The organism is Acinetobacter sp. V89_4 (assembly GCF_029967875.1).
Lineage (GTDB): Bacteria > Pseudomonadota > Gammaproteobacteria > Pseudomonadales > Moraxellaceae > Acinetobacter > Acinetobacter oleivorans.
Genome location: NZ_JASCAI010000020.1, coordinates 139,238 through 159,711, shown reverse-complemented (window position 1 = coordinate 159,711; position 20,474 = coordinate 139,238). Strand labels below are relative to the sequence as shown.

The following is a 20,474-nucleotide window of genomic DNA, read 5'->3' as shown; positions in this document are numbered from 1 at the left end:
ATGAGTTATCGCAATATTGTCGCCAATCAACAGTATCACTTTGCTGACTTGAAGACCTTGATGGCAAAAGCTACACCGCTACGTTCTGGCGATGAATTAGCAGGTGTAGCGGCCAGAGACGCAACCGAACATGTTGCGGCACAAATGACTTTGGCCGATGTGCCACTTAAAACCTTTTTGAACGAAGTTGTGGTCGATTATGAAACTGATGAAATTACACGACTAATTATTGATGAACATGATCTGGCAGCTTTTGCCCCTATTTCACACTTTACAGTAGGTGATTTTCGAAATTGGTTACTTGGAGAAGAAGCCACTGCCCAAAGCTTAAAAGCATTAGCTTCGGGTTTAACTCCAGAAATGGTAGCTGCTGTCAGCAAAATTATGCGCAATCAAGATCTGATTTATGTCGCCAGCAAATGTGAAGTGGTTACCCAATTTCGTAACACGATTGGTCTAAAAGGCCATCTTTCTACTCGTTTACAACCGAATCACCCGACCGATGATGTGCTCGGTATTTCTGCCAGTATTTTAGATGGCTTGATGTATGGCAATGGCGATGCCGTGATTGGCATTAACCCTGCAACAGATAACCTTCATAATTTGTCAGAGCTACTAAAATTACTTGATTATGTCATTCAGGAATATCAGATTCCAACACAATCTTGTGTACTTACCCATATCAGCTCAGGCATTCAACTTGCTGAAAAAAATGTGCCAATTGATTTAATGTTTCAATCAATCGCTGGCACCCAACTGGCTAATGAAGGTTTTGGAATTTCACTCGATTTACTACAAGAAGGATATGAAGCCACACTCGCACTCAAACGCGGAACCATTGGTCAAAACGTAATGTACTTTGAAACGGGCCAAGGCAGTGCCTTATCCAGCAATGCACATCACGGCGTTGATCAGCAAACATTAGAAACGCGTGCTTATGCAGTAGCTCGTAAATACAATCCGCTTTTAGTGAATACAGTCGTTGGCTTTATTGGTCCCGAATATCTTTTTAACGGTAAACAAATTATACGTGCAGGACTAGAAGACCACTTCTGCGGCAAGTTACTCGGAGTACCAATGGGCTGCGACATTTGCTATACCAACCATGCGGATGCCGACCAAAATGATATGGATGTTCTCCTTACTCTATTTGGTGCCGCGGGCATTAACTTTATTATGGGAATTCCGGGTTCAGATGATGTCATGCTGAACTATCAAACGACCTCGTTCCATGATGCCCTCTATTTAAGACAACTCTTAGGTTTAAAACCCGCTCCTGAGTTTTCAGCTTGGCTTGAACAGCAAGGTATTTTTAAACAGCAAAACTCTCAAATTTGTTGGGCAGACCACATGCCTGACCAATTCTCTCGTCTGCTCATGAACTAGGGAGAACACCATGAAACTGAACCGTGATATTCAATATCCATCTTCTACCCATCAAGATCAGTGGGAAAAACTTAAACAGTTTACCGATGCCCGCATTGCTCTGGGCCGTGCAGGTTGTAGCATCCCAACACAAGCCTTACTTGAATTTCAGTTGTCGCATGCACAAGCAAAAGATGCGGTTTATCAAGACATGGATGTTACCTATTTATCTGAGCAATTAGCGCAAAGACAGCTGCAAAGTCTTCATGTTCAAAGCAACGCCTCTAATAAGGAAGTCTATCTTAAACGTCCTGATTTAGGACGTCAGCTTTCAGATCAATCAAAAGATGTCTTAATTAAGAAGTATGCAGAAGACATTCAACAATACGATGTTTGTATTGTGGTCGGTGATGGGCTCTCTGCAAGAGCAATTGAAGCGAATGCTATCCCATTCATTACCGCGCTAAGTGAGCAAGTTCAGCAAGAAAACTGGACTCTTGCGCCTATTGCACTGGCGACAGGCAGTCGGGTTGCTTTAGGTGATGAGGTTGCTGAGATCTTTAAGGCACCCATGCTAGTGATGCTCATCGGTGAGCGCCCTGGTCTAAGCTCTCCTGACAGTATGGGAATTTACTACACGTGGAATGCATATTCAGGCTGTCTTGATGCTAAACGTAATTGTATTTCTAATGTCCGGTCTGCAGGCTTAAGTATTCCTGTTGCGGTACAACGTTTAATGACATTAATGAAAAAATCAAAACAGCTCGGCTTTTCAGGAGTTAATTTAAAAGATGAGCATCAACTTTCAGATATAGGTCTTGAGGGAACTCAAAAGCTATTATTTTAAACAGTAAAATATGTTTAGGGATTTATTCATAAATAGATAATCCTTTGCATAACAACATCATTTTAACGAAAAATATCAATTTTCAGGTATTGACGATTTATACAGATATTTTCTTCTTTATATTTATCGCTATACTCCACCTATTGATCTTCTATGAATCATTTGTATGAGCACAACAAACGCCTTCCCAAAAACTATTTATGCCATTCAGCATCTTGCTTTCGAAGACTTAGGTTCATTAGAAGATGTCTTTTATCAACTCGGATTTCGCGTCCGTTATTTTGAGGCAGGTGTTGATGATTTAACCCCTGCTTTTTCACATGAAGGTTTAACCATTATTTTAGGCGGTCCAATCGGAGTTTATGAAACTGACGATTATCCATTCTTAAAAGATGAAATCGCTTTACTCAAACAACGTTTAGCAGCTGACAAACCTACACTTGGTATTTGCCTAGGTGCACAGCTTATTGCTCATGCACTTGGTGCAAAAGTATATGCAGGACATCAAAAAGAAATTGGCTGGGGTCCACTCAGCTTAAGCTTACGTGCTAATCAGGTTTTATCTGGTTTGCTTAACAATGTTCATGTTCTACATTGGCACGGCGACACTTTCGATCTTCCTGAAAATGCGGTGCTATTAGCCAGTTCCGATGTTTATACCAATCAGGCATTTGAAGTCGGTAATAATATTCTTGCCTTGCAGTTCCACATTGAAACGACTGAAGAACATTTTGAAAAATGGCTCATTGGTCATACATGTGAACTTCGCCATGCAAATATTTCAATTCCAAAACTTCGCAAAGAAAATCAGCAATATGCTCAAAACCTCGAACATGCTGCTTTTGATGTTATTCAAAAATTCCTTAAACGAATTGGATATAGTGGTTAATCTTTAATTCAATATATTAGTTAAAGTATATCCATAAAACTAAATGCTTATTTTTCACCCAAAGATGGATTATTAATCTGTGTTTGGGAACCTTTATAATTAATTTCCGTGTATTATTAATTTATTAACTTTGTAACATAAAATAAACGCTGATTTACTATGGAAATCCTGAAATTTCTTAAAAGCTTTAATACAGTGAATACTTATTTAACGCTAGCATCTATTCTTCTTATCATCATTGTTCTTTATTTCTACGTGGTTAATCCAGCTTAGCTTATTTGCAAAAGCACTATAAAGCATAATATATGTAAGAAAATAGATATAAAAAAAGCCCAACTCAGTTGGGCTTTTTTTATATCTGCTATTTGCTCAAAAATATTTTACGCGTCTTACTTTTTCTCAGGCTTAAAGCTATCTTTTAAATCGAGAATACGGTTAAACACTGGTTTTTCAGGTGAATGATCATGTTGATCAGCCACAAAATAACCTTCGCGTTCAAACTGGAAACGATCTTCTGGACTCGCTTGTGCCAAAGCAGGTTCAATTACAGCTTCTAACACTTGCAATGAATCCGGATTTAAGTTCGCCAAGAAATCATCACCTGTTTCAGGATCTGCTTCTGTGAACAAACGATCATAAATACGTACTTCAGCAGGAATACCTTTTGTTGCAGATACCCAGTGAATTACGCCTTTCACTTTACGGCCTTCAGGGTTTTTACCTAAAGTTTCAGGATCGATTGAACATTTCAGCTCAATCACTTCACCATTAGCATCCTTAATAACTTCATCACATTTAATGACATAAGCATGGCGTAAACGCACTTCACCATCAGGAACTAAACGCTTGAAGCCTTTTGGTGGTACTTCTTCAAAGTCTTTACGGTCAATATAGATTTCCTTAGTTAAAGGAATCACACGGTCACCCATATCTACGTTTGGATGGCGAGCATGTGTAAGATCCATATCTTCTGGTAAATTAGTTAAAGTCACTTTAAGTGGACTTAAAACAGCCATTCCACGCGCAGCTGTATTTTCCAAAGATTGACGAATACAGAACTCAAGCATTGCAACATCTACAATACCGTCAGTTTTAGATACACCTACACGCTTACAAAACTCACGTAAGCCTTCTGGTGTGAAACCGCGACGACGCATACCCACTACAGTCGGCATACGCGGGTCATCCCAACCATTCACATGACCACCTTCCACCAATTTACGTAATTTACGTTTTGATGTAATGGTGTAGTCCACATTTAAGCGTGAAGATTCATATTGATGCGGAACCGCTTGAGATTTTACCTTTTCTACAATCCAATCATAAAACGGACGGTGATCTTGGAACTCTAATGTACAAAGTGAATGAGTAATCCCCTCGATCGCATCAGACAATGGATGAGCATAGTCATACATTGGATAGATTTTCCATTTATCACCTGTTTGGTGATGTTCTGAATGCAATACACGGTATAAAATTGGATCACGCATGTGTACGTTTGGACTTGCCATATCAATTTTGGCACGTAAAACAGCTTCACCCTCTTTAAATTCGCCACTACGCATTTTTTCAAAACGCGCAAGGTTCTCTTCAACAGATGCATCACGGTATGGTGAGTTTTTACCCGGCTCAACAAAACTACCACGGTTTAACTTAATTTCTTCTGGTGATTGTAAATCAACATAAGCATCGCCTTGCTCAATGAGTTGAACAGCCCATGCATATAATTGATCAAAATAACCCGATGCATAGCGTGGCTCACCATTCCAGTTAAAACCAAGCCATTTCACATCATTAGCAATACCGTCAACATACTCTTGTTCTTCAGCATCAGGGTTTGTATCGTCAAAACGTAAATTACATAACCCATCAAATTCTTCAGCCACACCAAAGTTTAGGCAAATTGCTTTTACATGACCAATATGTAAATAGCCATTTGGTTCTGGTGGAAAACGCGTTACGATCTGCTTTGCACGCCCAGCAGCCAAGTCTTCTGTAATGACTTGGCGAACGAAATCTAAGCCAGCCTGTTGTTCTTGCTGCGCAGAATCGACAGAGGCATGAGTATTCGGTGTCGGGTTATTTGGCAGGCTCGAGACAACATCATTAGGCTTCATAGTGTATCAATCACTTCTTTGTAGATAAAATTTCGAAAAATTTAAACGCTATCTTCATTTTTCACAAAGATTTTAACGTTTTTTACTTGCCTTGTAGTTTACAGTTTGCTTATGCTTCTCTCAACCAAAAACCCATGGTCATAAGCCCATGTTTAGGAGATTAATGTAATGAGTTTTCCTCAAGTCGAATTAAACACCAATAAAGGTCGTATTGTTCTTGAACTGAATGCTGAAAAAGCACCTAAAACAGTAGCAAACTTTTTAGAATATGTACGTGACGGTTTTTATGACGGCGTTATTTTCCACCGCGTCATTGATGGTTTCATGATCCAAGGTGGCGGTATGGATGAAAACTTCAAAGAAAAAGCGACACGCGATTCAATTGAAAACGAAGCTGATAACGGTTTAAGCAATGACGAAGGTACGATTGCAATGGCGCGTACTCAAGCTCCTCACTCAGCGTCTGCTCAATTCTTCATCAATGTAAAAAATAACTCTTTCTTGAACCATACATCTAAAACTGCTCAAGGTTGGGGTTATGCTGTATTTGGTAAAGTTGTTGAAGGTTTAGATGTTGTTGAAGCGATCAAAGGTGTTCGCACTGGCAACCGCGGTTATCACGCTGACGTTCCTTTAGAAAATGTAGTAATCGAATCTGCTAAAATTATTTCTGAATAATTTTAGGATAAAGCTGTGACTTATCTGTTTATCTCAGATTTACATTTGTCACCTGAACACCCTCGACTCGTTCGAGGGTTTTTAGACTTATTGGTGCATTACCAGCATAAAAATACTCAACTCTACATCTTAGGCGACTGGTTTAATGCCTGGATTGGAGATGACTATTCAGCACCATGGCTTGATGAGATTGTTGAGGCCTTAAAAGACTTTAATCAAAAAGGGAATCAGGTTTACTTTCAAGTCGGTAATCGTGATTTTGCGCTTAATCAGGTTTTCCTCAATAAATTTAATGGCGTCTTACTCCCTGACGTTTATTCCCTCAATATCGCAGGACATCAATATCGTCTAGAACACGGCGATGCATTATGTACAGATGATATTTCTTATCAAAGATTTAAAAAGATTATTCGAAATCCGCTCTTAGTTGCTCTTTTACGCCGGACTCCTCTCAGTTTTCGCACTAAACTAGTGAATGGCTTTCGCAAAAGAAGCTCCGCTGATAAACAGCAAAAAAGCTATGAAATTATGGATGTAAATGAACAAGCTGTTATTTCTGCTTTAGAAGATGTAGATATACTGATTCATGGGCATACTCATCGCCCTTCTATTCATCAGGTACAAGCTAAACAACGAATTGTTCTTGGCGATTGGCGTGAAGATCAGGCTTATATTTTGGAAATTGATCCATCCTCAAATACGCAACAGCTCGAATTGATTGTCTGGAATTATTAACTAGAAATTAGTCACTTTTTATTTCAACTTTCAATTCTTTAATTTTTTTATTTAAATCAGAATCGTAAATCACACACATGCTGGCAATAAATATAAATTTCCAGTTTATATGTGCATGATCGTGATAATCAATGTATAAAATAAGAAGACTCAATACAAATATAAGAATGATAAAGGCTTTAACAATTCTAATTTCTCGCAGCTTACTCTTTGCATCTGTTGGCAGTAAATCAATCATTTTCAATAAATTACTAAAATTTTATATAAACATTATATTTCTTTATCGAATTACATAGGAAATGTTTTTGAATAAAATAGCGTATGATGGCAAAGATTAAATTCTCTCAATTGCCATAAGATTGATATGGAGCACACCTATGGACCTATTGAATTCTGTTAAAAGTCGCTACACAACAAAAGCGTATGATTCTGAAAAGAAAATTCCTCAAGAAAAATTTAATAAATTATTAGAAATTTTACGTTTTACCCCTTCTTCAGTAAATATTCAGCCTTGGCATTTCGTAGTTGCAGATAATGAGGCAGCTAAAGAACGAATTGCAAAAGCCTTAACAGGTAAATATGCCTACAACGCTCCAAAAGTACTCGAGTCATCACACACACTTATCTTTTGCACAAGAACAGATATTTCAGCTGAATACTTAAATCAATTACTTGAACAAGATGATTTAAGCGGTCGTTTTAAAGATGAAAAAGCAAAGCTCGGCCAAAAAGATACTCGCCATGGCTATGTTGAATTCTATCGAAATGAGCAGAAAAATTTATTTGGGTGGATGGAAAATCAAACATTCATCGCTTTAGGGCAACTACTTTTTGCTGCAGGTTTAGAAGGAATTGATGCAACACCAATGGGTGGCTTTGATGAAGATATTTTAAATACTGAGCTTGGGTTAACTGAAAAAGGCCTGCGTAGTTCAGTCATTGTTTCTCTAGGTTATCGCAGTGAAAATGATTTCAATGCCAAACTTCCTAAATCGCGTCTACCAGATGAAGTTATTTTTACTTATTTATAAAATTAAAATAGTTCAAGAGATTCAACTCTCTTGAACTATAAACTCATTGCCCTAGCTAAACAAAGTACACCACTGATCCCTAATAAAATACCCAAAGTGGTAGGCCATTTTAGTTTTTCTTTATATAAAATAACGCCACTTGCAATTCCTAATAACACAACGAGAATATTCATACTTGCAAAAACAATTGCAGGTGAATCCTTTAAAAGAATATGAGCCTTCACATATAAAGCAATATTTGAAAAATTAAGCACACCTAATACTAATCCAGCTATAACACTTTTAAGCTGCCATTTTTGGGTTTTCTGCACCAATAAATATGAAATTGATAATATAAAAGATATAATAAAAATAAGATTCAACGTGAGTGTAAATTGAAGACCTAAACTACTCGTATATTTTAAGAGAATGTCTACCGCGGCATATCCACACCACACACTTAATAGAGCAACAATTGCTTTTCGAGATTGATGATTCGAAGAAGTATTTATTTGTCCAAATAAGACGAGTAAGACTGCAAAAACGCCTAAACCAATTCCCCACAGCTTTAATGCATTAAATTGCTCATTAAAAATGAAATAAGCTGCGAGTAAAGAAAGTACCACGGAAAGTCGTTGTGCAACCTCAGTTTTAACAATTCCTGCATATTCTAATGATTTAGCTAAACATAGAAAAATACTGGGCAAAATCATTCCTAGTGCAACAATTAACCACCAAGGCGTCTTTTCTATTGAAATATGTTGAATATCCGGCTGAAACCACCAAAAGCAAAGAAGACTTGCACTCGCATAATTCCATGCAATCATTTGTAGCGGCTGGTAACCTTTTTTCTTTAAGTTTTTTAATAGGATGGACACCAAAACACTGCTTAAAGCAGCAGCTAATATTAATAGCATCGATTAAAACTCTATTTATTTAGATATATCAGCCATAATGATCACATTACGACTGCTGTTGAATTAAATATTTTAAATTAATTTATAAATAAACATAAAAAAAGCCAGTCATTATCTGACTGGCTTCTTTTTAGATTTCAATTAACGATTATTTTCGTCTTCTTGACCATCTTCAAATTTAGTATCGTTGTCAAAACCACCTTGATGACCACCGAAACCGCCTTGACCACCGAAACCGCCTTGACCGCCGAAGCCACCTTGACCGCCGAAGCCGCCACCTTGACCACCGAAGCCGCCTTGACCGCCGAAGCCGCCTTGACTACCACCAAAGCCACCGCCTTGACCGCCACCAAAGCCACCGCCTTGACCGCCACCAAAGCCACCAGTAGGTTGACCACCGAAGCCGCCTTGTGCGCCACCTTGTGCTGGGAAGCCTGTACCTTGCGCGCCTGCTGGGCGTGGGTTACGTGCTGGAACAACAGTTGAAATAGCGTGTTTGTAAACCATTTGACTTACTGTATTTTTTAATAAAACAACATATTGGTCAAAAGATTCAATATGACCCTGTAATTTAATACCGTTCACAAGGAAAATAGAAACAGGGATACGTTCTTTACGGAGAGAATTTAAGAACGGATCTTGTAAAGTTTGACCTTTAGACATTTTTAACTCCAAAAAAAAATTTTTAAATCAGCGCAAAAAAACTATCTTTATTTTTCAACTAAAAATTATAAAAAGACAGTGTGCAAATTTTGCTTTATCCATAAGAGTTTCGCAAGTCTTCTTTCGCCTGCTTTATCGTCAAGTAAGTTTTAAAATCGTGTATTTCTTGCAAAGAACGTAACCACGTATATTGACGTTTGGCAAGTTGTCGTGTTGCAAATAAAGCTTTATCCTCCATTTCACGTTTACTTTTGAGACTTAAGTCACTTTTTAATAGAAATTCTAGTGCTTGTCGATAACCCACTGAACGCATTGAGGGTAAATTTTCATCTAAATCGTATTTTTCAATTAGAGCTTCAACTTCACTCAAAAAACCGATATCCCACATTTTGCTTAATCTTTGCTCAATGCGTTGATGTAATTCTACCCGATCTGGAAGTAAAGCATAATTATGAAATATGTATCGATATGGTACGTTTTTTGGTTGTTCTGCCTGCAATTTAGTAATTGGTTCGCCCGTAATCTTATAAACTTCTAATGCTCGAATAATCCTTTGCTTATCAGTCACATTAAATTTTATAGCAGCAGCAGGATCTACAGAAACCAACTCATCATAAACGGCTTGCCAGCCTTCATTTAAACCTTTTTCTTCAATTGCTGCGCGAACTTGAGCATCAGCACTCGGCAAATTACCAGACAACCCTTCTAATAATGCCTTAAAGTACAACATGGTACCTCCGACCAAGATAGGAGTCTTACCACGTGAATGCATATCATCAATTAACTTACACGCATCTTCAACAAACTGAGCAGCTGAATAAACTTCAAGAGGGATAATAATATCAATTAGATGATGAGGATAGAGCGCTTGCTCTTCACGCGTTGGTTTAGCCGTGCCGATATCCATATCTTTATAAACGAGTGCAGAATCAACAGAAATTAGCTCAAAATTTCCACGCTCGTATAATTCACATGCCAAAGCGGTTTTTCCGCTTGCAGTTGGTCCCATTAAATTGATGACGGGCAATTGATTTGACATGTAAAACTACTCTCCTCGAGCAAATAATTTATCTAATTGAGATAATGGGAATGCACGCCAAGTTGGCCGCCCATGGTTACATTGGCTCGCAAATTCGGTTTGTTCCATTTGACGAAGTAAAGCATTCATTTCTGAAAGGCTGAGTTGTCGATGCGCACGCACTGCCCCATGGCATGCCATTCCAGCTAATAACTCGTCTCTTTTTTGAAGTAACCCTTGGGCTTCATCATTTGGATCTAAATCATTTAAAAGTTCTGGAATGAGATTTTCAAAATCTGCTTTTTGTAATATGGCAGGCACACCGCGAACAATAACTTGCTCATCGCCATATAAATCAATTTCCAAACCTAAGCGCTCAAGTTGAGGTTTTAACTCCTCAACCCTAACGGCTTGCATACGGCTAATAGAAATGACTTTAGGTATAAGTAACTGCTGAGATGTCCAAAATTCAGGTTTATCCCAAGCATTTTTCATTTGTTGTAATAAAATACGCTCATGTGCCGCGTGCATATCAACAATAATAAGCCCTTCGGTATTCTGCGCTAGAATATAAATTCCATGAAGTTGAGCAATTGCGATACCTAAAGGAAACTCATCAACTTTAGTTACTGGTTCAATATTTTCATTTACTGAAAAAGTAGCAGGTTGGTCACGTAGGGGCGCTAAGTATGTCTTTAACGCATTATTTAATTGAGCAGAACCATTATATTTTGGTGTTTGATCTGCATAGTGAACAGCTTGCGGACGACTAGCGTTAAAATCGGTTAATAACTCTGTTGGTGCGTGCTGAGTCTGTGGCTCACTATCTGCATTTAAAGTTTCATTTGCTCTGTGCAATGAAAATTGTTCTTGATATTTAGGCTGCGGCTGTACTGAATAATCTGATTGTTCATCTACTTTCATCGCTTGAGCTAAATCAGCACTCGCTGTCTGAAATTGCGATAGAGTTTCTTTTGCATAATGCCTTACAAACTCATGCACTTCTCTTTGATTTAAAAAGCGAATTTCATGTTTTGTAGGATGAACATTGACATCAATATTTTCAGGATCGACTTCTAAGAAAAGTAGATAAGATGAATGTTGATGGCCATGTAAAATACCGTCATATGCCATGCGTAACGCATGCGAAATTGTTTTATCTTTGACGATACGCCCATTTACATAGACATATTGCATATCAGCCTGCGCACGTGCATCAGAAGGATGGCCAAGCCAACCCGATAAACGCATACTAATACTTTCAGCATCCATCCAATATGCATTTTGTACGAATTGAGAACCTAATAATTGCTGTACTCGCTGAAAACGCAGCTCGCCGCTATCCGCTATAGGTAAATTAATTCTAATATTATCATTATGCTCAAGCACAAAACGTATATCGAAATGTGTTAGAGCTAGACGGCGAACAATCTCTTCGATATGGCCAAATTCAGTGGTTGGTCTTTTTAGGAATTTACGGCGTGCAGGAACATTAAAGAATAAGTCCTGAACACGTATATGGGTTCCCTTTTGAGCAGCAACAGCTTGTACTTCTTGATGATCAAATGCTGTGCCGTTTACTTCAACCTGATGGCCAATACCACTTTCATCTTGGCTACTCGTTAATGTCAATCTTGAAACAGCAGCAATCGAAGCAAGTGCCTCCCCACGAAATCCTAAACTTACAATAGCGTGTAAATCTTCTGCCGTTTTAATTTTACTTGTGGCATGACGCATAACCGCTAATGCTAAATCTTCAGAATGAATGCCATGCCCATTATCAATAATTTCTATTAGGGTCGAACCACCTTGAGCAATACGTACAATGAGTTCAGTTGCACCGGCATCGATAGAGTTTTCTAATAATTCTTTAACAACAGATGAGGGACGCTCAATTACCTCACCAGCAGCAATCTGGTTGGCTAACGCTGCGTCTAATGTATGGATACGACGTTGTGTTAGCTTTTCATCAGTCATGAAGCTGTTCCTGCAAAGTCTGATACAAATGTTCTGTAGGTAAAGTTAGAGTTACTAAACGGCTCAACTCATCATCTGACTTTTGAATATCAATAATGATATCGGCCTCTGGAATTTCATCGCCACCTTTTGATGGCCATTCAAATAAAAATAATGCGTCTGTGATATCTAAATAATCACGGATTCCCATTAATTCAAGTTCATACGGATCATTCAGACGATATAAGTCAAAATGAAAAATTTCTTTATCATTAATTTTATAGGGTTCAACGAGTGTATAAGTTGGACTTTTAACAGAGCCCTTGTGGCCCAAAGCCTGTAAGAAATAGCGCGTAAGTGTGGTTTTACCCGCACCTAGATCCCCAATTAAATAAATTACACCCGACTGAACATGCTGCGCCAAAGCTTGAGCTAAACGCTCAGTATCTTCTTCATGATTTAAGACCAATTTCAATGAATACGACATAGCACACATAACATGATTCGAAATAATCGATATGATAACATTGCCCTGCCTTAAAAGCCTACTTAAGCCCTAGAAGTTGGCTTTTTTTATATCAATTTCCTTACATATTTACATTTTTTTATGTCTAGTCCGAACGATTTTTTGCCACCTATGATTGATGGTGTGAGCGCAAGCCAAGTCTATCTTCCTGCACACACGAATACTCAAACTATTTATGAGTATCTATGCCAACATTTCCAACATATTAAAGTGCAAGAGTGGCAACAACGATTTCAGGATGGACTTATTTATGGGGCAAATGGACAAAAACTAACATTAGACAGTCCATACCAAAGTAATACCCATATTTTTTATTATCGATTTCTGGCTTATGAACCACATGTTCCATTTGAACATCGGATTTTATTTGAGAATGATGATTTACTGGTAGTCGATAAACCCCATTTTTTAACGATTAGCCCGACTGGACAATATGTTCAAGAAACGCTTTTAGTCCGACTAAAAAAACAAACAGGCAATGAATTTTTAACCCCTATTCATCGTCTAGATCGTGAAACTGCTGGTGTTGTTCTATTTTGCAAACGGGTTGAGTCGCGTGGTATATACCAACAATTATTTGCAGAGCGCCAAGTCAATAAAATTTATCACGCTATTGCACCTTATAAAAAAGATTTAAATTTTCCTCAGACACTACATTTGCATTTAGATAAAGGTCATCCTTTTTACACCATGCGGGTTATAGAAAATGCAAAAACAAATACCGAGACCTATATTGAACTCATCGAGCATAACCAGATTTGGGCCAAATATCGCTTAACACCGACAACGGGCAAACAGCACCAACTTCGCGTGCATCTTAATTACTTAGAAATTCCGATTAAAAATGACCCATTTTATCCAGTAGTTCAACACAAGGCAGAAGATGATTTCTCGGAACCATTACAGCTACTAGCTAAGCACATTTCATTTATAGACCCCCTCACAAAAGAGGGAATGTCTTTTAATTCTGAGTTTGAATTGACATTGTAATGTAGCCGTAATGACAAAAAGATTATTTTTTATGCCAAAAAGCATTGAAATTACATTGCGATGGTTTAAAATAAATTCCTAAAAATTAAAAATCATTTGGTTTTGTTATTCATGCGAAAAACAGAAGTTTATCAGGTTCGACTTGACTCCCAAGAAAAAAAGCAGGCTTTTGCTGTTTTTAAACAACTGGGAATTACCCCTGCCCAAGCAGTACGACTTTTTTTTAAACAGGTCGTATTAACTAAATCTATTCCTTTTGCTATCGAAAATCAGAATATTAATATGGAACAATTATTAAAGCTGAGAAAAGCAAAAGCATCTTCATTAAGCCAAAATCCATCAACTTTAGCTGAAGATGATGACCATGAAGATTTATTTGAAGAACTTAATGCACTTCTTGGTGAAAGCGACAAAACTTAACACTGTTGCATTTATAAACAAGTTTTAACGTCAAAAAGCTGTTTTTTTCGTTATGCTCTCTTTGTAAAAACATAATGATAAGTTACAAGGAGTGCCAAATGATCGTTAGACGAGCGACTTTTGAAGATTTAGAGCAACTCGCCGTTTTATTTGATGAATACCGCCAATTTTATGGGGCCTCTTCTAATTTTAATGAATCACTTCACTTCCTTAAACAACGTTTTGAGAATAGAGAAAGTGTGTTTTTCATTCATATTAAAGACGATAAAATTACGGGTTTTATTTTACTCTATTTAGGTTTTTCTTCAGTTGCTTGTTCAACTTACTATATCTTAGATGATGTATATGTTACGCCCGTTTTCCGCCGTCAAGGTTCTGCTAAACAGCTAATCGATACAGCAATCTTATTTGCAAAACAAGAAAATGCTTTGCGGATTAGTTTGGAAACTCAAAGTAACAACCATGAATCTCATCGTTTATATGAACAAATGGGATTTATTCGAGATAGTGAGTTCCAAACCTTCCATTGTTTTCTCAAATAATATTTTGAGCGAGCTGTTTTTGTTGTTCAGATAAATAAACCCACTCACCATCTTCAAGTTCAGGTAAAACCAATTGCCCTACTTGATGGCGATGTAATGCTTCTACCTTATTTCCTACAGCTGCAATCATTCTTTTTACTTGATGATAAACACCTTGATGAATCGTCATGGTTAATTGATGCGTTTCTAATATCTCCACATCTGTTGCAGCAAAAACACCTTTTTCTTGATGCAAGTTTACGCCTTGGCTCAACATTTCAATTTGCTCAGGTGTAACCGGATCTATAGTCGTAACATGATACACCTTTGGTACATGTTTACGAGGATGAGTTAAAGCTTGAAGATATTTACCGTCATCAGTAAGTAAAAGTAAGCCGGTTGTGTCTTGATCTAAGCGACCAATAGCCTGCACACCACGTTGAATCAGGATTTCTGGTAAAAGGCTAAATACGCTTTGATGATGATGGGGCTGGTGTGAACACTCAAAACCTTTTGGTTTTTTTAGAGCAAGGTAAACTTTTTCTCGATATTGATAAGTTTCACCAAAGAGAGAAAACTCTAAATTTTCTGGAGAGAATTGCTTTTTGAGATCATCTGCAACCTCCCCATCAATACTTACAGATCCGTTTTTTATTAACTGCTGACAATATTTACGTGAACCAAACCCTTGTGATTGTAAAATTTTTTCCAGCAGCATGAAGTTTTCTCATTAGAACTAAGCTGTTATTTTAACGTAGTTTCTACTTTTTACTAAACGCTACGAGCAGCTCTTTACATTTACTTCATGTAACTCGCACACTATTCTTCGACTACTCGATAAATATTTTCGTTCTGTTCACTTTCAAATAATAATTCGGTAGTAGGCAAAATAATTTCATTATCAACAATAATATGTTCAATACGTTGGCTCAGCTTTAACGATTCATTCTCATGTTCAACTAAATTTTTCTTTAGTTGCGCTTTTGCATCATGAATCTGATCAAACTGATCTTTGATTTTGATATCTATAATGTCCATAAATCTGTCCTGTACTCATGAGTAATGACTATTTTTATATCACAATTTTTAAAAACTAAAATTTTTAACTTGTTAATTTATATAACATTGTTTCCAAGCGTAACCAGAAATTAAAACTCTTTAGGATTGAGAGATATACAATCATTTATTCTTAAAAATAAGATTTAAAATCGGCTATATCTTTTAAAGCGTTCACATTGCGTGTCTTAAATATTATACAATTCCATTTATTTACTTCCTCCGCACTCCCCATGCTTGCCCAATTTGATGTTAATTTAGTTGTTCTACTCGTTCTGTTGATCTGCGGCTTATTAAGTCAAAATGCAGCTGTAACGATTGCAGCCGGTGTGCTCATTGTCGTTAAAATTACGCCATTAAATGAGTTTTTCCCCTATATTCAAGCTCACGGTCTTAATTTAGGAATTCTTATTTTAACGATTGGTGTACTTACTCCCATTGCCAGTGGGAAGCTCAGTGGGGAGAGTATTTTAAAGTCATTTGTTAGTTTTAAATCACTTTTGGCTATTGCAATTGGCTTATTAGTCGCTTGGTTGGGTGGTCGTGGAGTAAAACTAATGTCAAGCCAACCTGACGTGGTTGCAGGCTTACTGATTGGTACAGTTGCTGGTGTTGCTTTACTACGTGGTGTACCGGTCGGCCCTCTGATTGCGGCAGGCTTACTCTCTTTATTTATTGGTAAATAAGAAGTCGATATAAAAAAGGTGCAATTAAGTACCTTTTTAACACTTAGGCTAAATTTTTATTTTTAGCCAGAATAATAAGCATTCCGTTTCAAAGAGAACTTTTCTAACTGCTTTAAAAATCCTTCAAAATAACTTTTCTCTTTTTCTTCAGTTCGATAACCCGCATATAAAGTACGTCTTAAACCTGTAGGAGAAACACAATCTAAACGGCGGCTTGTGACCCAGCCCTTTTGTTCATATTCATTTACCACCCAATCAGGTAAAGCAGCAATACCTCGCCCACTTGCTACAAGCTGAATAAGCATTTGGGTTAAATCTGTTGTTCGTATTTGCTTAGGTTGAATATTCGCAGGAATGAAAAGTTTAGACATAATATCTAAACGGTGCTTATCAACCGGATAAGTAATTAAAACCTCTTCGGCCAACTCTTGAACTGTAATATTTTCAGCCCGTACCAAAGGATGCGTATTTGATAAGACTAAACGTGATTCGTATTCAAAAATCGGAAAATACTCAATTCCTTTTAAAGCAATTGGGTCAGCTGTAATCAGTAAATCAAATTCTGCATTTTGTAAGAGTTCATGCGGATTGGCTTCAAAACCTGAAGCGAAGTCTAAATCGACATCTGGGTATTGCTGGCGATACTGATTTAATAAAGGCATTAACCAATCAAAACAACTATGGCATTCCGATGAAAAAATAATTCTGCCAGTCTGCCCATGCACAATACGCGTGATATCACTGTGGGTAATCTGAATTTGTGGCAAAACATCATCGGCTAACTTTAATAAGCGCTGTCCAACATTAGAAAAACTAACAGGTCTGCTTCGACGATTAACAACCTCTACCCCATACCAATGATCTAATTCTTTTAATTGATGGGAAATGGCAGATGGCGTTAAACAAAGGTCATTTGCTGCCGAAACTAATGAACCATGCTCGCGTAAAGCAACTAGAGTTTTAAGGTGGCGTATTTCTAACATGGGCACAAGCCTACAAAAAGAGATTTATCTATAAATGGGTAAAGCTCATGTTTGCTTTTCCATAAAACTTTCAACAAATCTTCATTAATGAATTTTATTCACTTTAACATAAAATTAGTTAGTTTGTCTCAACATGAATTTTATTTCACTATTTTTACATGGGATGAATTTAGGTATCTTCAAAAATGAAGGAAAATTAAAATGATTTCATAAAGTTTTTAAAGTGGTTAAAAACCATAAGAAAATAGACCTAGTAAAGGTCTATTTTTATAAAAAACTAAAAACTACTGTGCTAATACATTTAAGCTAATAATCGTATAGCTCTGATTTTTAGGTTTTAATTTCAAATTTAAAGGGGCTGTTACTTCTACTAGGTATTCTCCAGCTTTTGGAAAGCTAAGCTCAACCTGACCATTCTTTTCTGCCTTAAACTGCCGCACTTGTTTGTCAGTTGCACCCTTTTCTCTTACATTAACTTCAGCATAAGCTAAAGGCTGGCCCTTTTCAGTTATAGCTAATTTAACTGGTTGAGCAGCTTGAATCTGGTTTGGATGCACAGAGAAACTAACTTTAATCGGTGTATTGGGAAGTTGAATATCTGAAACTTTCCCTTTAGAAAGATAACTTTGTAACGTCCATTCTCGTGTTACTTGCTCTGTTTTAATTGTTCTTGTTTTAAGGTCAGTCGGAATCAAATATTCACGTTCTGCTTTCGGTGGAGCTTTATCAGCTGGCATATCAAAAAATAAATGCCATGCTTTTTGGTCAAATACATATTTCAAAGGATAACTCGCCTGAGTTTGAACAATGTATGTACCCTGTTCAGGTAGATCTACATCAAAAACAGTTACAGACTTATGTACAGCTTCTGCGTTGACGGTTTTAAGCTCATTTTTAGGTGTAATTACAGTAAGCTTGGCATCCTTTAAAGGATATTCACTATTTAATGCTTCTTCAGCATAACCAGCAATTACAGGTACTTGAGTCTGTTCAGTTTTATAAGCTACAGGTGCTACATAAGGTTCGTGAGCAAAGCCTGTTGTACATATCAATGCAAGTGACGTCATTAGAAATCTATTCATTATTAGAAAATCCTGTTGTATACAAAGTTAAAAAATCAGACAAAATATAAGCGAATACAGTATACACAAATAAAAATAATTCTTATTATCGTTAATAGATTTAATTTTACAAAAAAAAGACCCGAAGGCCTTTTCTTATTTAATTTGATTTTATTGCTGTTTCATCTTTGGAAATGTCTGCTCGAAATCAATTAGCTTATAGCTTTTCACTAAATCATCTGGTCCGTAAGATACTTCGTATGAAGTTTCTTTACCATTAAAATATGCTTCTGTCGGAGTCCCAAATACTTCCCAAAGGCCGATCGAAGCCACATCTGCCACACCATGACCAAAAGCTCTGCCGACTTTCACCCACTTTGAATAACCTTGCTGAAAAGTATAGATCTCAACGCGTGTTCCATCACGGTATTCTGAAAGTACAGGCGCACCAAACTCAGCAATCACATAATTACGAGAACTGCCTGGATTTAGAACATTTAAATTTTTTTTACTTGGCTGATTACCCGCCATAAATACTGCGCAACCAGACATAGATAACATAGCCATACCCATAAGGCAGGTAATAAATAATTTTCTCACGTTTTAGCATCTCTTTTTTTAGATATTTATACAACTTGTTGTAATGCTTAAAGTATTACGCGCTAATCATATATAATTTTTAAAAGTTTTTCGATGAATTATTCCATATAAAAATTTAAATTTACTTCATTTGAATATGTAATCCTTATCTCAATATTTTAGTTTTTTATTATTCTGTTCTCTTGTCCCTTATACTTCTCTTTTTTGTGTCTTTCCTCAACTTATTATGGCGTCCCCACAATCTCCCCTTTCTACACATCAACACTATTCTCTCTTTTTAGCAATTTTCTCTCTCGCTGTAGGTGGTTTTTGTATTGGAACTACCGAATTCGTCGCAATGGGACTGATTCAGGAAATTGCAAATAATTTACATATTACAGTACCTGAAGCTGGCCATTTTATTAGTGCCTATGCATTGGGTGTAGTTATTGGTGCTCCTATCATTGCTATTCTCGGAGCCAAAGTTCCGAGAAAAACTTTATTACTTGGCTTAATGCTTTTTTATGGTGTAGCTAATGCCTGTACTGCTTTAGCTCATACACCTGAAACTGTTTTAATCTCACGTTTCATTGCAGGTTTACCACACGGAGCATATTTTGGAGTCAGTGCCTTAGTTGCAGCAGAACTAGCGGGTCCATCAAGAAGAGCTTCTGCGGTTGCCCAAATGATGATGGGTCTTACAGTGGCAACTGTAATTGGTGTTCCTCTCGCAACGTGGTTAGGTCAAAATTTTGGCTGGAGAGCAGGTTTTGAATTTTCAGCAACAATTGCATTCGTCACTTTAATTGCTGTTGGCTTCTTTGTACCCAATATTCCAGTCCAAGCTACTGCGAGTATAAAAACAGAATTAGCTGGTCTTAAAAATATCAACATGTGGCTAACACTAGCAGTAGGCGCTATCGGTTTTGGAGGCATGTTTTCTGTTTATAGTTATGTCTCACCAATTTTGACTGAATATACAAAAGTTAATATCCAAATTGTCCCTATCGCTTTAGCTATCTGGGGTATCGGTATGGTTATTGGTGGCTTAGCAGCGGGATGGCTTGCTGATAAAAACCTAAACAAAACGATTGTAAGTGTATTAATTAGTTCAGCTATCGCTTTTGTTGTTGCCAGTTTCTTAATGAGTAATATCTATAGTGCTATTGCTTCATTATTTTTGATTGGTCTCACTGTAATGGGATTAGGCGGAGCTTTGCAAACCCGTCTAATGGATGTAGCAGGCGATGCCCAAACATTAGCAGCATCACTCAACCACTCTGCCTTTAATATGGCCAATGCATTAGGTGCATTTTTAGGGGGATGGGTACTCAGTCACCAAATGGGTTGGATCGCACCAATCTGGGTAGGTTTTGTTTTGAGTCTCGGTGGTCTTATCATTTTACTTATTGCATTTGCTGTTGAAAAAGCCAGTAAGCAAATTTAATCAAAGAAGA

General features: G+C 37.2%; 24 protein-coding genes. 12 read left to right on the top strand and 12 right to left on the bottom strand.

Annotated features, from left to right (window positions below; translation table 11 throughout):
* From QLG01_RS08245 to QLG01_RS08230, 4 genes are all read left to right on the top strand, one after another.
* Window positions 1-1,386, top strand: coding sequence for an ethanolamine ammonia-lyase subunit EutB (locus tag QLG01_RS08245; RefSeq protein WP_282496211.1), 1,386 nt, complete (start codon window positions 1-3; stop codon window positions 1,384-1,386).
* Window positions 1,387-1,396: 10 nt separating this feature from the next.
* Window positions 1,397-2,212, top strand: a complete 816-nt coding sequence (gene eutC / locus QLG01_RS08240; protein WP_250375468.1) for an ethanolamine ammonia-lyase subunit EutC — start codon at window positions 1,397-1,399, stop codon at window positions 2,210-2,212.
* 166 nt (window positions 2,213-2,378) lie between these two features.
* A complete protein-coding gene (locus QLG01_RS08235; protein ID WP_151822627.1) occupies window positions 2,379-3,101 on the top strand; it encodes a glutamine amidotransferase in 723 nt (240 codons plus the stop codon).
* A 159-nt stretch (window positions 3,102-3,260) separates the two neighbouring features.
* Window positions 3,261-3,374 carry a hypothetical protein gene (locus tag QLG01_RS08230; RefSeq protein WP_081399129.1) on the top strand — a complete coding sequence of 38 codons (114 nt, stop codon included), beginning with the start codon at window positions 3,261-3,263 and terminating at the stop codon, window positions 3,372-3,374.
* A gap of 116 nt (window positions 3,375-3,490) precedes the next feature.
* On the opposite strand, the gene QLG01_RS08225 is transcribed toward QLG01_RS08230, so the two are convergent.
* Window positions 3,491-5,218: a glutamine--tRNA ligase/YqeY domain fusion protein gene (locus QLG01_RS08225; RefSeq protein ID WP_151827174.1), complete on the bottom strand. Its 1,728-nt coding sequence runs from the start codon at window positions 5,216-5,218 to the stop codon at window positions 3,491-3,493.
* 168 nt (window positions 5,219-5,386) lie between these two features.
* Here QLG01_RS08225 and QLG01_RS08220 point away from each other — a divergent pair, with 168 nt between their 5' ends.
* Window positions 5,387-5,896, top strand: a complete 510-nt coding sequence (locus tag QLG01_RS08220) for a peptidylprolyl isomerase (protein ID WP_004791583.1) — start codon at window positions 5,387-5,389, stop codon at window positions 5,894-5,896.
* A 15-nt stretch (window positions 5,897-5,911) separates the two neighbouring features.
* Entirely contained in the window at window positions 5,912-6,631 is a 720-nt protein-coding gene (locus QLG01_RS08215; RefSeq protein WP_049836978.1) for a UDP-2,3-diacylglucosamine diphosphatase, read from the top strand.
* A 7-nt stretch (window positions 6,632-6,638) separates the two neighbouring features.
* On the opposite strand, the gene QLG01_RS08210 is transcribed toward QLG01_RS08215, so the two are convergent.
* Window positions 6,639-6,869, bottom strand: a complete 231-nt coding sequence (locus QLG01_RS08210; RefSeq protein ID WP_202724243.1) for a hypothetical protein — start codon at window positions 6,867-6,869, stop codon at window positions 6,639-6,641.
* A 139-nt stretch (window positions 6,870-7,008) separates the two neighbouring features.
* On the opposite strand from QLG01_RS08210, the gene nfsB reads away from it, so the two are divergent.
* Window positions 7,009-7,662, top strand: coding sequence for an oxygen-insensitive NAD(P)H nitroreductase (nfsB, locus tag QLG01_RS08205; RefSeq protein ID WP_238611603.1), 654 nt, complete (start codon window positions 7,009-7,011; stop codon window positions 7,660-7,662).
* 35 nt (window positions 7,663-7,697) lie between these two features.
* Here the strand turns inward: nfsB and QLG01_RS08200 are convergent, their stop codons facing one another.
* From QLG01_RS08200 to tsaE, 5 genes are all read right to left on the bottom strand, one after another.
* Entirely contained in the window at window positions 7,698-8,558 is an 861-nt protein-coding gene (locus QLG01_RS08200) for a DMT family transporter (RefSeq protein ID WP_282496210.1), read from the bottom strand.
* Window positions 8,559-8,699: 141 nt separating this feature from the next.
* A complete protein-coding gene (gene hfq / locus QLG01_RS08195) occupies window positions 8,700-9,221 on the bottom strand; it encodes an RNA chaperone Hfq (RefSeq protein WP_005306601.1) in 522 nt (173 codons plus the stop codon).
* Between the two features lie 94 nt (window positions 9,222-9,315).
* Window positions 9,316-10,260 carry a tRNA (adenosine(37)-N6)-dimethylallyltransferase MiaA gene (gene miaA, locus QLG01_RS08190; RefSeq protein ID WP_151768773.1) on the bottom strand — a complete coding sequence of 315 codons (945 nt, stop codon included), beginning with the start codon at window positions 10,258-10,260 and terminating at the stop codon, window positions 9,316-9,318.
* Between the two features lie 6 nt (window positions 10,261-10,266).
* Entirely contained in the window at window positions 10,267-12,216 is a 1,950-nt protein-coding gene (mutL, locus tag QLG01_RS08185) for a DNA mismatch repair endonuclease MutL (RefSeq protein WP_282496209.1), read from the bottom strand.
* Entirely contained in the window at window positions 12,209-12,682 is a 474-nt protein-coding gene (tsaE, locus tag QLG01_RS08180; RefSeq protein WP_049836984.1) for a tRNA (adenosine(37)-N6)-threonylcarbamoyltransferase complex ATPase subunit type 1 TsaE, read from the bottom strand. Before tsaE ends, mutL begins: the two co-directional genes overlap by 8 nt.
* 120 nt (window positions 12,683-12,802) lie before the next feature.
* On the opposite strand from tsaE, the gene QLG01_RS08175 reads away from it, so the two are divergent.
* The 3 genes from QLG01_RS08175 to QLG01_RS08165 all read left to right on the top strand — a co-directional run bounded on the left by QLG01_RS08175 (window position 12,803) and on the right by QLG01_RS08165 (window position 14,673).
* Window positions 12,803-13,711: a pseudouridine synthase gene (locus QLG01_RS08175; RefSeq protein WP_216070601.1), complete on the top strand. Its 909-nt coding sequence runs from the start codon at window positions 12,803-12,805 to the stop codon at window positions 13,709-13,711.
* 111 nt (window positions 13,712-13,822) lie between these two features.
* Window positions 13,823-14,131 carry a type II toxin-antitoxin system RelB/DinJ family antitoxin gene (locus QLG01_RS08170; protein ID WP_013197373.1) on the top strand — a complete coding sequence of 103 codons (309 nt, stop codon included), beginning with the start codon at window positions 13,823-13,825 and terminating at the stop codon, window positions 14,129-14,131.
* 98 nt (window positions 14,132-14,229) lie between these two features.
* Window positions 14,230-14,673, top strand: a complete 444-nt coding sequence (locus QLG01_RS08165) for a GNAT family N-acetyltransferase (RefSeq protein WP_002122286.1) — start codon at window positions 14,230-14,232, stop codon at window positions 14,671-14,673.
* Here QLG01_RS08165 and QLG01_RS08160 read toward each other — a convergent pair.
* Window positions 14,666-15,370 (bottom strand): 16S rRNA pseudouridine(516) synthase, encoded by a 705-nt coding sequence (locus QLG01_RS08160; RefSeq protein WP_151988557.1) that lies wholly within the window; start codon window positions 15,368-15,370, stop codon window positions 14,666-14,668. The two genes, QLG01_RS08165 and QLG01_RS08160, sit on opposite strands and share 8 nt — an antisense overlap.
* 101 nt (window positions 15,371-15,471) lie before the next feature.
* A complete protein-coding gene (locus QLG01_RS08155) occupies window positions 15,472-15,690 on the bottom strand; it encodes a hypothetical protein (RefSeq protein ID WP_004791556.1) in 219 nt (72 codons plus the stop codon).
* Window positions 15,691-15,941: 251 nt separating this feature from the next.
* Between QLG01_RS08155 and QLG01_RS08150 the strand changes: the two genes are divergently transcribed.
* Complete coding sequence (locus tag QLG01_RS08150) at window positions 15,942-16,394, top strand: DUF441 domain-containing protein (RefSeq protein ID WP_004791554.1); 453 nt, start codon at window positions 15,942-15,944, stop codon at window positions 16,392-16,394.
* Window positions 16,395-16,456: 62 nt separating this feature from the next.
* On the opposite strand, the gene QLG01_RS08145 is transcribed toward QLG01_RS08150, so the two are convergent.
* From QLG01_RS08145 to QLG01_RS08135, 3 genes are all read right to left on the bottom strand, one after another.
* Window positions 16,457-17,377 (bottom strand): LysR family transcriptional regulator, encoded by a 921-nt coding sequence (locus tag QLG01_RS08145; RefSeq protein WP_002122195.1) that lies wholly within the window; start codon window positions 17,375-17,377, stop codon window positions 16,457-16,459.
* Between the two features lie 284 nt (window positions 17,378-17,661).
* Complete coding sequence (locus QLG01_RS08140; protein ID WP_216070600.1) at window positions 17,662-18,459, bottom strand: DUF4198 domain-containing protein; 798 nt, start codon at window positions 18,457-18,459, stop codon at window positions 17,662-17,664.
* 150 nt (window positions 18,460-18,609) lie between these two features.
* Window positions 18,610-19,038 carry a hypothetical protein gene (locus QLG01_RS08135; RefSeq protein ID WP_017398490.1) on the bottom strand — a complete coding sequence of 143 codons (429 nt, stop codon included), beginning with the start codon at window positions 19,036-19,038 and terminating at the stop codon, window positions 18,610-18,612.
* Between the two features lie 226 nt (window positions 19,039-19,264).
* Between QLG01_RS08135 and QLG01_RS08130 the strand changes: the two genes are divergently transcribed.
* Window positions 19,265-20,464 (top strand): MFS transporter, encoded by a 1,200-nt coding sequence (locus tag QLG01_RS08130; protein ID WP_151988556.1) that lies wholly within the window; start codon window positions 19,265-19,267, stop codon window positions 20,462-20,464.
* The last annotated feature ends 10 nt before the right edge of the window (window positions 20,465-20,474 follow it).

Coding starts and splice junctions, on each gene's coding strand:
- QLG01_RS08245 (WP_282496211.1), top strand. CDS start 1: ATGAGTTATCGCAATATTGTCGCCAATCAACAGTATCACTTTGCTGAC.
- eutC (WP_250375468.1), top strand. CDS start 1,397: ATGAAACTGAACCGTGATATTCAATATCCATCTTCTACCCATCAAGAT.
- QLG01_RS08235 (WP_151822627.1), top strand. CDS start 2,379: ATGAGCACAACAAACGCCTTCCCAAAAACTATTTATGCCATTCAGCAT.
- QLG01_RS08230 (WP_081399129.1), top strand. CDS start 3,261: ATGGAAATCCTGAAATTTCTTAAAAGCTTTAATACAGTGAATACTTAT.
- QLG01_RS08225 (WP_151827174.1), bottom strand. CDS start 5,218: ATGAAGCCTAATGATGTTGTCTCGAGCCTGCCAAATAACCCGACACCG.
- QLG01_RS08220 (WP_004791583.1), top strand. CDS start 5,387: ATGAGTTTTCCTCAAGTCGAATTAAACACCAATAAAGGTCGTATTGTT.
- QLG01_RS08210 (WP_202724243.1), bottom strand. CDS start 6,869: ATGATTGATTTACTGCCAACAGATGCAAAGAGTAAGCTGCGAGAAATT.
- nfsB (WP_238611603.1), top strand. CDS start 7,009: ATGGACCTATTGAATTCTGTTAAAAGTCGCTACACAACAAAAGCGTAT.
- QLG01_RS08200 (WP_282496210.1), bottom strand. CDS start 8,558: ATGCTATTAATATTAGCTGCTGCTTTAAGCAGTGTTTTGGTGTCCATC.
- hfq (WP_005306601.1), bottom strand. CDS start 9,221: ATGTCTAAAGGTCAAACTTTACAAGATCCGTTCTTAAATTCTCTCCGT.
- miaA (WP_151768773.1), bottom strand. CDS start 10,260: ATGTCAAATCAATTGCCCGTCATCAATTTAATGGGACCAACTGCAAGC.
- mutL (WP_282496209.1), bottom strand. CDS start 12,216: ATGACTGATGAAAAGCTAACACAACGTCGTATCCATACATTAGACGCA.
- tsaE (WP_049836984.1), bottom strand. CDS start 12,682: ATGTCGTATTCATTGAAATTGGTCTTAAATCATGAAGAAGATACTGAG.
- QLG01_RS08175 (WP_216070601.1), top strand. CDS start 12,803: ATGTCTAGTCCGAACGATTTTTTGCCACCTATGATTGATGGTGTGAGC.
- QLG01_RS08170 (WP_013197373.1), top strand. CDS start 13,823: ATGCGAAAAACAGAAGTTTATCAGGTTCGACTTGACTCCCAAGAAAAA.
- QLG01_RS08165 (WP_002122286.1), top strand. CDS start 14,230: ATGATCGTTAGACGAGCGACTTTTGAAGATTTAGAGCAACTCGCCGTT.
- QLG01_RS08160 (WP_151988557.1), bottom strand. CDS start 15,370: ATGCTGCTGGAAAAAATTTTACAATCACAAGGGTTTGGTTCACGTAAA.
- QLG01_RS08155 (WP_004791556.1), bottom strand. CDS start 15,690: ATGGACATTATAGATATCAAAATCAAAGATCAGTTTGATCAGATTCAT.
- QLG01_RS08150 (WP_004791554.1), top strand. CDS start 15,942: ATGCTTGCCCAATTTGATGTTAATTTAGTTGTTCTACTCGTTCTGTTG.
- QLG01_RS08145 (WP_002122195.1), bottom strand. CDS start 17,377: ATGTTAGAAATACGCCACCTTAAAACTCTAGTTGCTTTACGCGAGCAT.
- QLG01_RS08140 (WP_216070600.1), bottom strand. CDS start 18,459: ATGAATAGATTTCTAATGACGTCACTTGCATTGATATGTACAACAGGC.
- QLG01_RS08130 (WP_151988556.1), top strand. CDS start 19,265: ATGGCGTCCCCACAATCTCCCCTTTCTACACATCAACACTATTCTCTC.